This is a genomic window from Rothia similimucilaginosa (assembly GCF_029850985.2).
Taxonomy (GTDB): domain Bacteria; phylum Actinomycetota; class Actinomycetes; order Actinomycetales; family Micrococcaceae; genus Rothia.
Genome location: NZ_CM138149.1, coordinates 688,243 through 702,826, shown reverse-complemented (window position 1 = coordinate 702,826; position 14,584 = coordinate 688,243). Strand labels below are relative to the sequence as shown.

General features: G+C 56.5%; 16 protein-coding genes. 1 reads left to right on the top strand and 15 read right to left on the bottom strand.

Annotated elements, in window-relative coordinates; translation table 11 throughout:
• Positions 1-326 precede the first annotated feature (326 nt).
• The 15 genes from QFX07_RS02995 to glf all read right to left on the bottom strand — a co-directional run bounded on the left by QFX07_RS02995 (position 327) and on the right by glf (position 13,974).
• Positions 327-1,181, bottom strand: coding sequence for a DUF4190 domain-containing protein (locus tag QFX07_RS02995; protein WP_279742073.1), 855 nt, complete (start codon positions 1,179-1,181; stop codon positions 327-329).
• Positions 1,182-1,419: 238 nt separating this feature from the next.
• Positions 1,420-1,884, bottom strand: coding sequence for a DUF4190 domain-containing protein (locus QFX07_RS02990; RefSeq protein WP_279742075.1), 465 nt, complete (start codon positions 1,882-1,884; stop codon positions 1,420-1,422).
• Between the two features lie 123 nt (positions 1,885-2,007).
• Positions 2,008-2,502 (bottom strand): SsrA-binding protein SmpB, encoded by a 495-nt coding sequence (gene smpB / locus QFX07_RS02985; protein WP_005505423.1) that lies wholly within the window; start codon positions 2,500-2,502, stop codon positions 2,008-2,010.
• Between the two features lie 19 nt (positions 2,503-2,521).
• On the bottom strand, positions 2,522-3,649 hold the full coding sequence (gene prfB, locus QFX07_RS02980; protein WP_279755101.1) for a peptide chain release factor 2: 1,128 nt from the start codon (positions 3,647-3,649) through the stop codon (positions 2,522-2,524).
• Positions 3,650-3,896: 247 nt separating this feature from the next.
• Complete coding sequence (locus QFX07_RS02975; RefSeq protein ID WP_279755100.1) at positions 3,897-4,394, bottom strand: Tad domain-containing protein; 498 nt, start codon at positions 4,392-4,394, stop codon at positions 3,897-3,899.
• Positions 4,357-4,806 (bottom strand): pilus assembly protein TadE, encoded by a 450-nt coding sequence (locus QFX07_RS02970; RefSeq protein ID WP_279755099.1) that lies wholly within the window; start codon positions 4,804-4,806, stop codon positions 4,357-4,359. Before QFX07_RS02970 ends, QFX07_RS02975 begins: the two co-directional genes overlap by 38 nt.
• 22 nt (positions 4,807-4,828) lie before the next feature.
• On the bottom strand, positions 4,829-5,284 hold the full coding sequence (locus QFX07_RS02965) for a TadE family protein (RefSeq protein WP_279742083.1): 456 nt from the start codon (positions 5,282-5,284) through the stop codon (positions 4,829-4,831).
• Positions 5,284-5,511 carry a hypothetical protein gene (locus QFX07_RS02960; protein WP_279742084.1) on the bottom strand — a complete coding sequence of 76 codons (228 nt, stop codon included), beginning with the start codon at positions 5,509-5,511 and terminating at the stop codon, positions 5,284-5,286. The genes QFX07_RS02965 and QFX07_RS02960 overlap by 1 nt, the downstream gene beginning before the upstream one ends.
• Positions 5,512-5,618: 107 nt before the next feature.
• The gene (locus QFX07_RS02955) at positions 5,619-6,551 is read right to left on the bottom strand and encodes a type II secretion system F family protein (RefSeq protein ID WP_279755098.1); all 933 of its coding nucleotides are present in this window, start codon (positions 6,549-6,551) and stop codon (positions 5,619-5,621) included.
• Positions 6,548-7,402, bottom strand: a complete 855-nt coding sequence (locus QFX07_RS02950) for a type II secretion system F family protein (RefSeq protein ID WP_279742087.1) — start codon at positions 7,400-7,402, stop codon at positions 6,548-6,550. The genes QFX07_RS02955 and QFX07_RS02950 overlap by 4 nt, the downstream gene beginning before the upstream one ends.
• A complete protein-coding gene (locus QFX07_RS02945; protein WP_279742090.1) occupies positions 7,402-8,664 on the bottom strand; it encodes a CpaF family protein in 1,263 nt (420 codons plus the stop codon). The genes QFX07_RS02950 and QFX07_RS02945 overlap by 1 nt, the downstream gene beginning before the upstream one ends.
• Before the next feature lie 457 nt (positions 8,665-9,121).
• Positions 9,122-9,895 carry an ABC transporter ATP-binding protein gene (locus tag QFX07_RS02940; RefSeq protein ID WP_279742092.1) on the bottom strand — a complete coding sequence of 258 codons (774 nt, stop codon included), beginning with the start codon at positions 9,893-9,895 and terminating at the stop codon, positions 9,122-9,124.
• A gap of 4 nt (positions 9,896-9,899) precedes the next feature.
• Positions 9,900-10,781, bottom strand: coding sequence for an ABC transporter permease (locus QFX07_RS02935; protein WP_279742094.1), 882 nt, complete (start codon positions 10,779-10,781; stop codon positions 9,900-9,902).
• Entirely contained in the window at positions 10,778-12,784 is a 2,007-nt protein-coding gene (locus QFX07_RS02930; RefSeq protein ID WP_279755097.1) for a glycosyltransferase, read from the bottom strand. The genes QFX07_RS02935 and QFX07_RS02930 overlap by 4 nt, the downstream gene beginning before the upstream one ends.
• Positions 12,785-12,786: 2 nt before the next feature.
• The gene (gene glf / locus QFX07_RS02925; RefSeq protein ID WP_279755096.1) at positions 12,787-13,974 is read right to left on the bottom strand and encodes a UDP-galactopyranose mutase; all 1,188 of its coding nucleotides are present in this window, start codon (positions 13,972-13,974) and stop codon (positions 12,787-12,789) included.
• 204 nt (positions 13,975-14,178) lie between these two features.
• Between glf and QFX07_RS02920 the strand changes: the two genes are divergently transcribed.
• Positions 14,179-14,580: a hypothetical protein gene (locus tag QFX07_RS02920; RefSeq protein WP_279755095.1), complete on the top strand. Its 402-nt coding sequence runs from the start codon at positions 14,179-14,181 to the stop codon at positions 14,578-14,580.
• Positions 14,581-14,584: the final 4 nt, after the last annotated feature.

Below are 14,584 nucleotides of genomic sequence, written 5' to 3'. Positions count from 1 at the left end.
ACCTTGATGCCGCGGTGCCATTCAAACACGGTAGAGATTCAGTATATCGGAGGTGTTTAACGGTGTGCAAGTCCCCTACCCCACACGCAGGGTGCGCTCACTGACAGAGAACACCCGCCAAGAACAGACGCAGAGAACGCTGCCTGCGAAGAGCGCACCTCCACCGCCGAAACATCCGCCACCGCACACACCCGAATCAACGGCGGGCCCAGAAAATCGGTGCAGAAAATCGGCACAGAAGATCACGGGCACAGCAAACGGGGTGAGGCGCCCCAAATCTTCTGGGAGCCTCACCCCGTTCGCGTACCGCACTAGGCTGTCAAACCTTAGCGGTGAGCCGAAACAGTCATGCGGTTGTTCGGGTTGTCACCAATCTGGCAGACCACGTTACCGTGACCATCCTCGGTACCAACCTCAAGGCACTTCTGAGTAGCCTGAACTAAAGAAATGGCTACGAAAAGCATGCAAATCGAAATCAGGACAGACACCGCACCAGTGATAATACCGGTCAGGGCGAATGCCTTACCTGCGCCAACTTCCTTCGTCTTCTTGAGGGACAGCACGCCCAGAATAATCGCGGCGATACCCAACAGGGCACCAAACACAAGGAAACCTGTCAGTACAGCCGCGATACCGAGAATCATCGCCGCCAGTGCCATGCCGGGAGCCTTCTTCGTCACCGGAGCCGCATACGGGTAACCCGCGGGCTGGCCGTAACCGTAAGCATCCTGCTGAGGCTGCTGCTGGTAAGAGTTCTGCTGGTAGTTGTAGTCAGCGGGCTGCGCCTGGTAGGAGGCGTCCTGACCGTAGCCATACTGCTGCTGGACGGGCTGAGCCTGGCCGTAGGGGTTCTGCGCTGCAGCACCCTGAGCCGAAGCGCCCTGGGCAGAAATACCCTGAGCAGCGTTCTGGCCGTAAGCATTCTGAGAAGAAGACTGCGCACCGAACTGACCGTACTGGTTCTGCTGGGGCGCGTTCTGCGCAGTAGTGTTCTGTTGAGTCTGGCCGTAGCTATTCTGGGCGGATGCGCTCTGACCGTAATCCTGGCCGTAAGTACTCTGCGTTGCAGGAGCCTGGCCGTAATTCTGACCGTAAGAGCTCTGGGCTGAAGAATTAGGCTGCTGAGCAGCGTAGGGGTTCTGTGCGTTTCCCTGGTTGTTTCCGTAGTTATTCTCAGACATCCGTCGTTCTTTCCATCACAGTTACAGCGAACAATTTATACTCACCCAATGCACCATTGCGCGCTGAGTTCAGTTCCATTATATGAATAAGCCATCACCTGGGGCATCTATGAAGTCTAAGATTCCAGAATCATCCCCCAGAATCCACCAATCGGGCAGATTCAGCGCCGAAAAAGAGCAAGGGACCGAATAGTTCACCACTATTCGGTCCCTCAACGTTTCAAAGACTCAACGTGACTTAACGGCGGACAGATTCATATTCCTTAGGGCTCATCGTCATGGTTTCACCATGAACGGTGCACACATAGTTACCGCTCGAATCCTGCACCGCATTCTCAGCGCAGTCGCTGAGCATACCAATGCCAATCAAGCCCAGAATCAGCACGCCAACAGCAACAATCATGCCCAGCGCACCGGTGACAATACCACCAATCGCCATACCCTTACCGGAGGCGGTACCATTCTTCACCTTCACCAGGGCAACAATACCCAGAATCACGCCAACCAGACCCAGCACGCCACCGAAAATCAGCCAGCCAGACAGCAGACCAATAATACCCAGAATCAGCGAAGCAATCGCCAGAGCCGAGCTCGGAGTCGGCTGGTAGCCGGGGTAGCCACCCTGCATATTGTATGCGGGGGCCTGCTGCGGTGCGGGGATGAACTCGCCCGGGTTCTGCTGGTAATTCGGGTTCTCAGACATATGTCTCCTCATAAAATATGGTGCTCGCGGTACGCCACGATTTTCCAACAATTATACGCGAGGAACCGTGCCCGCATCTACCAGAAGTCACCGACTAGATAGGTTCCCGCCGCCGCCTCAGCTCTAGCCGAGGTTGCGGTAACGCATCGCGCGGCGCGCCTCCAGGTCATCCTGACGCTCACGCAAAGCCTGACGCTTATCGTACTCACGCTTACCGGTCGCCAAAGCAATCTCAACCTTCGCACGACCATTCGAGAAGTACAGCTTCAACGGAACCACCGTGTAACCGGTCTCCTTCAGCTTCTGCGCCAACTTATTAATCTCAGAACGATGCAGCAGCAGCTTCCGGCGACGACGAGCTGCATGGTTCGTCCACGTACCGTAACCATACTCCGCGATATGAATACCCTCGAGCCACATCTCGTTATCGGTCACCTGGCAGAAACCGTCCACAATGGACGCCCCTCCATCACGCAGAGACTTCACCTCAGTACCCAGCAGAACAATGCCCGCCTCATAGGTATCCACAATGTTGTAGTTGTGGCGAGCCTTCTTATTCTGGGCAATAATCGCGTTATTCGGGTCCTTCTTTGCGTCTTTCTTCTTTTTCTGAGCCATCACTCAATCCTTATACGTCTTAGCTCTCTTCAACCGCGCGCCCCGAAGCACGCCAGCGAATACCAGCATCAATAAAGGCGTTCAAACCGCCATCCAAAACATTAGAGGTATTACCCTCCTCATAGCCGGTACGCAGATCCTTCACCATCTGGTATGGATGCAGAACATACGAGCGCATCTGATCACCCCAGCTTGCCTTAATATCACCGGCAAGCTCCTTCCTCTTCGCATCCTCCTGCTCCTTACGCAACAGCAACAGGCGAGACTGTAGCACACGCAAAGCCGCCGCACGGTTCTGCAACTGAGACTTCTCATTCTGCATCGACACCACAATACCGGTCGGCAAGTGAGTCATACGCACCGCCGAATCCGTCGTGTTCACCGACTGGCCGCCCGGGCCCGACGAGCGGAACACATCCACCTTAATCTCGGACTCGGGGATCTCAATAGCATCCGTCTGCTCAATCAGAGGAATTACCTCAACCGCAGCAAACGACGTCTGACGGCGGCCCTGATTATCGAACGGAGAAATACGCACCAGGCGGTGAGTACCCGCCTCCACCGACAGGCGACCAAAAGCGTACGGCGCATTAACCTCAAAGGTCACCGACTTCAGGCCCGCCTCCTCAGCGTAGGAGGTATCCAGAACCTTCGTCGGGTAGCCGTTCTTCTCCGCCCAACGCAGGTACATGCGCAGCAGCATCTCCGCGAAATCAGCAGCATCCACGCCACCGGCGCCCGAACGGATCGTCACCACAGCCTCACGCTGATCGTACTCACCCGACAGTAGCACCAGCACCTCAAGCTCTTCCAGTTTGGCGCGGATTTCACCGCACTCACGCTCAGCATCGGCGAGCAGCTCGGCGGCAGTCTCCTCATCCTCAGCTTCTGCAAGCTCCACCATCACCTCAACATCATCAATGCGAGAAGACAGCAAACGCAGACGATTCAGTTCCGACTGCTTATACGACAGTGCGCTCGTCACCTTCTGCGCATTCTCCACGTCATCCCACAAATCGGGTGCAGCAGCCTGCGCAGACAGGTCCTCAATGGCGCGCTCAATCCCCTCAATATCGCTCACAGCAGCAATAGAGGTGAAAATCGTGCGAAGCTCTTTAATCTCAGCAGAAAAGTCGAAGGATGCCATAGCTTTTAACACTATCGCGAAACTGCCAGAAAGTCCCGCCGTTACAGCCCGCAACAGCCCACAGCGCAGAAGGACAGGTGGGTAGAGGGCAAAGGCCGCGGAACGAAGATGTAAAAGAAGGCAAAAAACGAGGGTGCATCCGCTAGCCGTTACACTACCTTACGGATGCACCCTCGCAGGCTATGGGGGCTCACAACACACCAATAAGAGAGTGAGCTGATAAGCCCTTGCGCCGTTGATAGACGCACTAATCGGTGGAAGGGCCCTGGCTCATCTTCAAACGCGACGAACCATGAGCGGTCACCTCAATGCCATCAGGCACCAGAATCGACAGCAGCGGCGGACGAATACGAGCCGACAGGTACACGTGCACGCTGTGATCAGAATCCACGGACACGTTCTCCAGACTCAACCTATGAAAATCCTGTCCCGGCTGAACCTCAGCCAGGTACGCGCTCGCATACTCCCACGCCGCCGAACTATTCGTCTCCTCCGGAGTGCCGATCGTGCGGGTAATCGAGTTCGCCTGAGCGTCCGCCACATCCTGCAGATGCTGAGTCTGCAGATAGGCACCGGTAATCGCCACCGTCACCGAGCCGATGAGCAGAAGCAACGCCAGCATGCCCACAATCAGCGGGGCAATACTGCCCTCTTCCGGGTCTGAGGCGAGCGCCCGGCTCTGCACACCGGCATGAGCCGGTAAACCATTAGGAATCAGCATGACCAGACCCCCAACTCGTCGCATGAGAACTCACCGGAATCACACCGCCGCCCATAAACGAAGGCAACAGCGGCAAACGCGCCTGAACCGTCACCGTGGCGTACGCCTTCGTACCCGAGACGCACTCCCCCGACGAACAGCTCAACGACACGCTCACATCGGAGGGCTCAACCCCGTAATCAGCGGCAGCATGCACCGCCAGACGCTGAGCCAAATCCGGGCCAACCGACGAATCCTGCGGTTGCTCCTGCACATACAGCACCACCTGGGCGCTCGCAGCATGAGCCGCCATCACTGAAGACTGCAAGCTAAAGATCGTCAGAATGCCGTAGAGCACCGGGATGAGCAGAGTAATGCCCAACCCCAGGAACTCCACAATGGCGCTACCCTCTTCAGGATTGTACAAATCGGAGCGGTTCTTCAGGTGTTCCTTCACACACCGCCGAAGCGAAAAGCCACTAATCACCGGAACGATGCTCCGCATAAATCGCATGCCCCTTCACCTCAATGGAATCCGGAAAACCCCACGGGCCCAGCACCGGCAAAGGCGACTTCACCGTCACCTCCAAGGTGCGCACCCCCGTAGAATCACTACTCTGATGGTACGAAATATTCTCAGCATAGGAAGACGGAAGAACCCCCTCAATCATCTGACGGGTACGCTCCATGCCCTCCTGCGGAGTGCGGTCACGCATCGTACCGTAACGTGCCCCAGCCGCCGCAGCATCCACCAACATGGTTCGTGCATACAGAGCGAAAGAAACCTGCAGAATCGCCATGGTTAGCAACACCAACAGCGCACCGACCATGACGAATTCCGTGCTGGCGTCACCGCGCTCGCTATCCTCCACAGAATATTCCGCGGAGGATAGCTCAGCGGCAGTCAGCTCAGAAGCGATGCGGGGCTTACACATTACTGGTGAACCAGAGCAATCGCGTCGTTGAACATCTTGGTCAGAGCCGGCTGAGCGATCGCCAGGATAGCGGCAACCAGCACGGCACTCATCATGGTGATCATGACCCAGCCGGGCACGTCGCCGCGCTCGGGGTCACCCTGCTTGTTCTTCAGGCGCAGAGCCAGCACGGATGCGATAGCCAGGGCAATCAGCACGGTGAGGGTGGTGCGGAAACGACGGAACATGATTTTCTCCTTCATCAAAGGGTGTAGTGTGTGGTTGGTGCGGTGCACCGGGCAATCAGCCCAGCCCATCGCGGCGCAGCCGGTACGGTGTGTACCCGCCGCAAAATCTAAAAGTTCAAACGCATGAGCGACAGGCCCGGGAAGACCGCAAAAATTACGGTCAGCGGCAGGATGAAAAACACCACCGGGGCGAGCATCGCAATCTCCTTCTTACCGGCTGTTTCCATCAGCTCACGCTTAGCGTTATCGCGTACATCCTGAGCCTGCGCACGCAACACATCAGCCAGAGGGGTACCGCGCTCAATCGCAACAGCAATACCCTCAACAAAGCGGCTCAACACCGGAACGCGAGTACGCTCCGCGAACTCCTGCAACGCGCTCAAGAGCGAAACACCGGTGCGGGTCTGAGCCAAAATATCAGAAAACTCACGAGCCAACTCGCCGCGAGAAGTCAGGCAGATACGCTCCAAAGCCGCCAGGGCCGACTCGCCCGCCGTCACCGACAGCGCCATCATCTCCGCCAGCGCCGGGAACTCAGCGACCAGCTGCTTCTCGCGCTTAGTCACCGCCTCGCCCAGCCACCAGTCACGCGCCAGAAAGCCGCTCAAACCACTCACCAGCACCAGCACAAGAGCCACCAGAATGGAAAAACGCTCCTGCACCACGCCGATGACAGTCAGGGCACTCATGACGGTCACACCGGCAAGAGCCCACAGCAGCTGCTCAGCACGAAACGCGCTCACACTCTGCGAAGAGCCAGCCCGACGCAAACGCTCCTGCACCGAACTATCACTCAGCGACGAGCCGCTCAACGACGAGGACAGCGAACGCAGAAGCGGCGCACAGAACGCCGAAATCGCCTCCAGCAGGCTCGGCTCGCGGCGCTCCTGCTCCTTCAAGAGCGACTCACGCAGAGTCTCACCGCGCAGCTGCGACGCCACACGATCAGAGAACGAAATACTGCGAGTATTCAGCACCGATGAGAGAATCAGACCCACGCCGGTCGCTAACAGCAGACCAAAAATCAGAGGTAGGTTCATCCGAAAACCCTCCGTTCACGCGGCAACTCACCAATACGTAGCATCAGACGGTACGCTGCCAAAGAAATAGCGGCGCCGGCAATCATCAGTGTCGCACCTGCAAACGAGTTATAAACCATGCGCGCGGCAGGCTGAGTTGCCATCAGACACAGCACAAACCAGGGCGCCACGCAGGAGAGGCGAGCCGCATTCACAGTCCACGACTGACGCGCCAGAAGCTCCGAACGGGTACGCGCATTCTCACGTAGAAAATCACTCAGCGTGCCCAGCAACTTACCCAGGTCCGACCCACCCACCTCGCGGGCAATCTTCAAGGCCTCGATAATGGTGTCTGCCACCGGGTCAGAGAGGTACTCCTTCAAACGGTTCAGTGAGGTCACAAACTCACCGGACGCGCGGTAGTCACGCGAGAAATGGGTGAAGGCATCACGCAACTCTTCCGGGCCGCGGTAAGAGAGCTGAATCAGCGCCTCGGGCAGGGACAAACCCGCACGAATGGCCGAACGCAGGTGGTCCACCGCATCCGGCCACAACTGCCAAATACGGGCATCCGCTGCGCGGGCACGATGATTCACGACTACGCGAGGCGCCACAAAACCACCAATCAGGCCCAGCAGACCCAGCGGCAAAAGCTGAGTAAGAATCAGCAACAGAACCGACGCGCTCACACCGCTGGCAACACTCACCCACATAAACGTTCGTGGAGTCAGCGAATGCATACCTGCCTTACGCAGTGCCACAACCAGCGCCGGGTCGTTACTCGGCTTCGGCGGCTTACCATTATCAGGAAAGCAGGAAAGGTAAATCAGGCAGACGCCCAACGCCAAAATCAGGCTCAGAAACAGAGGCATTACTGACCCGCCTTCGCCGCCGCCAGCACCTGCTCGGGATGGTGACCGACACGAACCCAACGGTCCGGGTTCGGCAGCTCCAATGCCACGCACACCATCTGCCCTTCACGACGCACAAACAGCGGAGACATCTCAATCACGCCGTCCTCAACGCGGCCGCCCAGCATGCTAATCTCTTCGACCTGACGCTGACCGTGCGAATCGCGCCCGCAATGCACCACAATGTCAAAGCAGGACGCCACGGTCGGCACCACGAATGTCGAGGAAATATTCTCGCCCGCCAGCAACGGCAGAGTGCAAATCTTGGTCACCGCGTCACGCGCCGAGTTCGCGTGAATCGTGCACATACCCGGCAGACCTGCATTGAGCGCAATGAGCATATCCAGGGATTCCGCCTCACGCACCTCACCAATGAGGATGCGATCGGGGCGCATACGCAGAGCTTCCTTGACCAGGCGGCGCAGCTCAATCGCTCCGGTGCCCTCAAGGTTCGGTTGGCGGCACTGCAGACCCACCACATCGCGTAGCGGAACTGCGAGCTCAAAAATTTCTTCGCACGTAATCACACGCTCACGCGGCGGAATAGATGCCGATAGGCAGTTCAGCATCGTGGTCTTACCCGCTTGGGTTGCGCCCGAAACGAGGATGTTCATGCCGCTCTCCACCGCCGCGTGCAACAGGGACGCCGCGCCGGCACTCAGCGAGTTCATGCGCACCAGGTCGGGCAGGCGGCGGGCACGCACCACGAACTTACGGATATTGATGCTCGTGTGCCTGCGGGTAATATCCGGAATCACCGCGTGCAGGCGGGAACCATCCGGCAGGGATGCATCAACAAACGGGGAGGAAAGGTCCACACGACGACCCGAAGGCTTGAGCATGCGCTCCAGCAGGCTATTAATCGCCTCGGCACTCAGATGCAGACCGGTCAATTCACTTTCGCCGTTGCGGGCAATAAAGATTTCGTCGGGAGAGTTGATCCAAATTTCTTCAACGCTCTCATCATCGAGGAACGGCTGAATCACGCCAAAGCCGCAGATTTCATTATGCAGGCGCTGAATCACGGATTCACGGTCACCCAAATCGGGCAGAGAAATGCGGGTACGTCGCTGTTCGTAATCGTTTAGGTGCTCGTCAATAAGCCCGCGAACGGCGTGCTGGTCCTCGTGCGGGTCCAGGCTGCGGTGGCGCATTGCCTCACGAATATTTTCTTCGAGCAGATTTAGATGCTCCGCCCGGGTATCCAGTACGGTATTCTCCATTGAAGTGATCCGATGCTGTGTGTGGTTATGTGGTTATCTGGAATACGGCGAAGTAGTAATATCTCAACGCCACCATCATCCTACCCTCAGCGCATCAAATTTATCAAAATGTAATAAAACACCCCTTAATATTTACGAGTATAATATTTGAGTATTTTTGACGCATAGAAATGCACATATCGTTACCTAACGTGTGCTAAAACCCAAAACACCTAGTCGGTTGTGACTTGCAAAACAAATGCATGTGCATCCCTCGAACCAATTACCGTTGGCCACCGCCATATTGTGCACGGTGCACACGTAACATTTCGTCTTAAATCCCCGCAGCCGCCTCTGTTGAAACGCTAGAACCTTATCGAGCAACAATAGATTCTCAGGCACAACTTCTGGGCATAGCAAAGGGGCGTGCGCTCCCCCATCGGGAATACACGCCCCATCACCAGCAATCATTTAGCAGCTAGTCGCCACCGCGAATCACCTTCACAGCTTCCTTAATTGGGCCGTCAAAACGCAGGTTACCGTGCTCCAGCACCACGCCACGGTCACAAATCTTAGAGACCAAATCCAAGTCATGGCTCACCACGGCAAGAGTTCTACCGGCAGAGCACAGCTCCTGAATCTTCGCAATGCACTTCTTCTGGAAAGGCTCATCACCCACCGCAAGAATCTCATCCACCAGGAAGATATCCGGGTTCGTATGCACCGCAACCGAAAACGCCAGACGTAGGTACATACCTGAAGAGTAGAACTTCACCTCGGTATCAATAAAGTCGTGAATCTCAGCAAAATCCACAATCGAATCGAAGGAAGCCTCAATCTCTTCCTTGGACATACCCAAAATCGCACCGTTGAGGTACACGTTATCGCGACCAGTCAGATCCGGGTGGAAACCAGCGCCCACCTCAATCAGACCCGCAATATTGCCGCGAGTGAGAACCTCGCCCTCGTCGGCGCGCATCACGCCAGAAATCATCTTCAGCAGCGTGGACTTACCCGAACCGTTCAGACCGAGAAGAGCCACACGCTCACCCTGACGAATGTCCAGGCTCACGCCGTTGAGCGCATTGAACTTCTCCGAAAGATCGCCCTTGCGGCCCTTAATCAGCCACACAAAAGCTTCCTTCATCGAACGGGTGTGGCGCAGAACGAAGCGCTTCACCAAATTCTCCACGTGAATCACCACGGGAGCGTCCGGGCTCACCGGCGGGAACTCAAGCTTCTTAATATCCACAGAATCAGAGCTCCTGGGCGAAGTTGCCTTCAAACTTACGGAAGAGCAAATCACCAATTAAAACGGTCAGCAGAGAAATACCAAGGGCAATCGGAGTCCACAAGCTGAAGAGATGCGGAACCACCTGCGAAGCAGGAAGCGCCAAATCCTCAGGACGGAGCGTCGGATGCCAGAAGCCATAGTGGAACAACTCCACCGCAACCGTCAACGGGTTCATCATGAACACGTTGAACACCCATGGGTAGAGAGTTTCACGCACCATGGTCCAGGAGTACAGCACCGGCGAGAACCAGGTAGCCACCATCAGCAGCATGTCCACAATGTTCTCCGAATCGCGGAAGAACACGTTCGCCACGCCAAAAATCAGACCCAGACCATAGGACAGCATCATCACGATAAGCATGCCCACCAGAATCGACCCAAATGCAAGGAAGGTCGGGGACCACCCCACCAAGAAGCAGGCCAGTAGCATCACAGCAATCTGAGGCACAAAATGCACCAGAGCCACCCACACCGTCGACAGCGAGAACAACTCACGCGGCAGGTAAATCTTACGAATCAGCGCGCTGTTAACCACCATTGCGCGAGCACCATTACCAAAACCCTCCGAAAAGAAGTTAATGGCAATCATGCCCGAGAACAGGTACACCGCATAGTTGTGCATACCGCGTTCCAAGCCAAGGAACATACCCATGGCAATGTAGAACACCAGGAACTGCACACCCGGCTTAATGTACGACCACAAAATGCCCAGCACCGAGCCGCGGTAGCGGACCTGGATTTCCTTATCGACCAGCAGTCGAAGCAGGTAGCGGTTCTTCACCGCATCCAGGATGCCGCGCCCACGGCCGGGCGCCTTCAGGGGAACAGACTTCAGATCGTTCATCGGGTCAGCTCAGAATCCGTGTGCTCAGCGAAGGTCTTAGCCCACGCATCGTAAGAGGCAACCTCAGCAGCCTTCGAACGGTACTGCTCACGCAACTTATCCCAACCGGTCACTAGCTGAACGTGCAGCTTAGCGGCCTGAGCCAGCTTCGACTTGAGCTGCTCGGGGTCGCGGCGGTACCAGAACAGACCGGTACCCTCAGCGTTAGTAGCCAGAGCCGAGTCGAACTTCGACAGGGTCCACCAGTTAGTCTCGCCGTAGTTCAGCTGAATCTGCGGGTGAGTCTTCGCCTCTTCACTCACCGGCTTGAGCAGCTGACGAGCAACAGTCTTCGCGGTCCACGAAGCAAGCTTCGTGTAGCCCGGAGACGAGAAGGAACGGCGACCACGGAACGGAGGCTTCTTTGTCTGAATAGCCGGGAAGTCATCCACGTTCGGCTTCACCTGAGATTCCGGGTACTCCTTAGCCATCGCACGAATCACCGGCAGACGCTGCGAGAGCGAGGGGTGCAGATGATCGGGGCCGGAGAGCAGATCCTTCAGCGCCATCAGGCGGCCAGCCTCGGTGTAGTACTGCATGGACAGGGTATGCTTGACGTCCAAGAACAGGGAGTCCAGCAGCACGCGGCCGCCCTTATCGAAGGGCGAGTGTAGCAGCGCCGTAATGAGGCGGTTGCGCTCGTGGTAGTACGCCTGCCAGCCGACGGAGTCATCCTTATCGGTCCAGGACACGTGCCACACGCCCGCACCGGGAAAGGACACGGTAGCGAAGCCCGCAGCCTTAGCGCGCAGACCGTACTCAGCGTCATCCCACTTCAGGAACAGCGGTAGAGACAGACCGATTTCCTTAATGACAGTGGTCGGGATGAGGCACATCCACCAACCGTTGTAGTCCACGTCCACGCGGCGGTGCAACCACGGGGTGCTACGCAGGTTATGGTAGCCCAGGTTGTGACCCATGCCCATGTCTTGGTGCGGCTTAGCGTAAAAGTTGCGCCACGGGTCAACAACCTCACCAAATGCGTGCAGGACCGAACGGTCATACATGTCGAACATGTGCGCACCCACGATAGTAGGTTCCTTGCAGTAGTTCGCAAAAGTCACCATACGCAGAATCGACTCGGGCTCAACGATGACGTCGTCATCGAGCAGTAGCACGTAATCGGATCCATTGTTGACAGCCTCGAACATGCCACGCGAGAAGCCGCCGGAACCACCCAGGTTGCCCTGGTTGATAATGCGGAACTTACCGGAGAGGGGCTTGACAACCTCTTCGAAGTCCTCGTGGTCCTGCACCTTCTGGGTGCCCTGATCCACAATCAGGAACTCGTGCACAGCATCGAAAATCTCGGGGCTCTCACCCAGAGCACGAATGTTGTTGATGCAGTACTCCACCTTGTTCATGGTAGTAATCTGGACGGTCGCCTGACCAGCCTTCACGTCCGCGCGGGGCTCAATATTGCCCAACCAGTTCGCTTCAATCAGCTCAAGGTCACCGGTGCCAGCTAGGTCGAACCAGTACCAGCCGCCGTCACCGAAGGGTGCCAGGGGCAGGGTGAAGGTGCTGGTCTCCTCGCCGGAGAGCAACTTCGCATCTACGCGCTGAATCACGCCACGGCCATTGGACTTGTACACAATGACCATGCCCTCGCCGCGAGTCTGAACGCTCAGCACGACCTTCTGCAGGTCGGTCCAGCGGCGCCAGTACGAAGCGGGGAACGCGTTGAAGTACGTACCGAAAGACAAGCTTTGGCCTGCATTCACGGTGATGGAGCGGCGGCTGTTCAGACTGTTCGCGGCATCACGGTTCGCTCTGGCGCTCGAAACAGACTGACCGGAGATGTTCATAGCCTCCGCGATGGAGGTGGAAGCATCACCGTCAATACGGGTGGGCATCTGAACGCCGGTTGCAACACCCGCATCCACGTACAGGGGGACGACGTCGGTCTCAACTGCGCTCGGGAAAATAACCCGCTGCAGGTTCTTCAAAGTCTTATCAGCCATGGTTATGCGTCGACACCACCGGACTCGATCTTCGCCCCGTTAGCGAAGTGCGGGCGGATCTTGTTGTCGAACATGGACAGTGCAGCACCGATAGCCATGTGCATATCGAGGTACTTGTAGGTACCCAGGCGACCACCGAACAGCACGTTGTTCTCGCCCTTAGCCAGGTCGCGGTACGCCAGCAGCTTCTCACGGTCCACGGAGGTGTTGACCGGGTAGTACGGCTCATCCCCCTTGTTAGCGAAGCGAGAGTACTCGCGCATGATGACGGTTGCGTCCTTAGTGTAGTCACGCTCGGGGTGGAAGTGACGGAACTCGTGGATGCGGGTGAACGGAACATCAGCATCGGGGTAGTTCATCACGGAGCAGCCTTGGAAGTCCTCAATCGGCAGGACCTCTTCTTCCAGGTCGATGGTACGCCAGGACAGGTCGCCCTCAGCATAGTCGAAGTAGCGGTCAACCGGACCGGTGTAGACCACGGGAATCTGACCCAGGACGTTCTCGCGAGAGTACTGGTGGCCGGGTTCGAAGAAGTCAGTGTTCAGGTGCACCTCAATGTTCTGGTGCGCCGCCATACGCTCCAGCCATGCTGCGTAGCCGTCAACGGGCAGACCCTCGTACTTGTCGTTGAAGTAGCGGTTGTCGTAGTTGTAGCGAACCGGCAGACGGGAAATGATGGATGCGGGCAGCTCTTCCGGCGGGGTCTGCCACTGCTTAGCGGTGTAGTGCTTGATGAACGCCTCGTACAGGGGGCGACCAATCAAGGAGATACCCTTATCGTTCAGGTTCTGCGGGTCGGTGCCAGCCAGCTCACCAGCCTGCTCAGCGATGAGCGCCTTTGCTTCTGCGGGAGAGTAAGCTGCGTTGAAGAACTGGTTGATGGTACCCAGGTTAATGGGCATGGGGTATACGATGCCGTTGTGGCGGGTGTACACGCGGTGTACGTAGTTGGTGAACTTGGTGAAACGGTTCACATACTCCCAGACACGCTCGTTGGAGGTGTGGAACAGGTGCGCACCGTAGCGGTGCACCTCAATACCGGTCTGCTTCTCCTTCTCGCTGTATGCGTTACCACCGATGTGGGAACGGCGGTCCAGCAGGGCAACTTTCAGGCCCAGCTCAGTGGCAGCCTGTTCTGCGATGGTCAGACCAAAGAGGCCCGAACCGACTACTACGAGGTCAGCGGTCAATGTTTTCTCCTGTATTATCACGGCGCACCGCCGCTTCTGCGAGGGCGGTATTCACCTACCAGATTGGACACATCCGAGGGTTCTCAGTCGCGCCGCAATCCGCACGGGCGGGTACAAAAACCCCTCCCGTGATGGATATAGTCATAATCTAAGATACCTGTTTATCAAGCACTACACATACTTATGACGTGCTTTTAGGGACTTTTGGACTATTGTTCGCGCCCTCTTTCTCTGGGTGGATATTCTTCACAAGCCCCGAGGTCAAACGGGTCTAAGAAAGTTCTTTCTTCTGCGCATTTTTACGGCCTGCTCACAATAAAAGAATTTTATTTATGGGTAAATATTCACCCCACTCTATTTACTACGGTAATTAGCCGCCACATAGGGCTGCAAACACAAGCAACAGATCAGAGCGGGCACTTCAACGCTCTCACCCGCTACAAGAAAAGCACCCCTGCCGGCATATTTGGGGAGGCGCGCCGGTGCATACGAGAGGTGATTGGGACGGTTTATCCACAGCTTTTTGAAAATTGGGGTGAAAAATTCAAAAAATACGAACATATTAGTTTATTTACAGATAATTTATTGAGCTTTGATAGTTTTTAATATT

Coding starts and splice junctions, on each gene's coding strand:
- QFX07_RS02955 (WP_279755098.1), bottom strand. CDS start 6,551: ATGAACCTACCTCTGATTTTTGGTCTGCTGTTAGCGACCGGCGTGGGT.
- prfB (WP_279755101.1), bottom strand. CDS start 3,649: ATGGCATCCTTCGACTTTTCTGCTGAGATTAAAGAGCTTCGCACGATT.
- QFX07_RS02945 (WP_279742090.1), bottom strand. CDS start 8,664: ATGGAGAATACCGTACTGGATACCCGGGCGGAGCATCTAAATCTGCTC.
- QFX07_RS02935 (WP_279742094.1), bottom strand. CDS start 10,781: ATGAACGATCTGAAGTCTGTTCCCCTGAAGGCGCCCGGCCGTGGGCGC.
- QFX07_RS02960 (WP_279742084.1), bottom strand. CDS start 5,511: ATGTTCCGTCGTTTCCGCACCACCCTCACCGTGCTGATTGCCCTGGCT.
- QFX07_RS02995 (WP_279742073.1), bottom strand. CDS start 1,181: ATGTCTGAGAATAACTACGGAAACAACCAGGGAAACGCACAGAACCCC.
- smpB (WP_005505423.1), bottom strand. CDS start 2,502: ATGGCTCAGAAAAAGAAGAAAGACGCAAAGAAGGACCCGAATAACGCG.
- QFX07_RS02990 (WP_279742075.1), bottom strand. CDS start 1,884: ATGTCTGAGAACCCGAATTACCAGCAGAACCCGGGCGAGTTCATCCCC.
- QFX07_RS02975 (WP_279755100.1), bottom strand. CDS start 4,394: ATGCGACGAGTTGGGGGTCTGGTCATGCTGATTCCTAATGGTTTACCG.
- QFX07_RS02950 (WP_279742087.1), bottom strand. CDS start 7,402: ATGCCTCTGTTTCTGAGCCTGATTTTGGCGTTGGGCGTCTGCCTGATT.
- QFX07_RS02965 (WP_279742083.1), bottom strand. CDS start 5,284: ATGTGTAAGCCCCGCATCGCTTCTGAGCTGACTGCCGCTGAGCTATCC.
- QFX07_RS02930 (WP_279755097.1), bottom strand. CDS start 12,784: ATGGCTGATAAGACTTTGAAGAACCTGCAGCGGGTTATTTTCCCGAGC.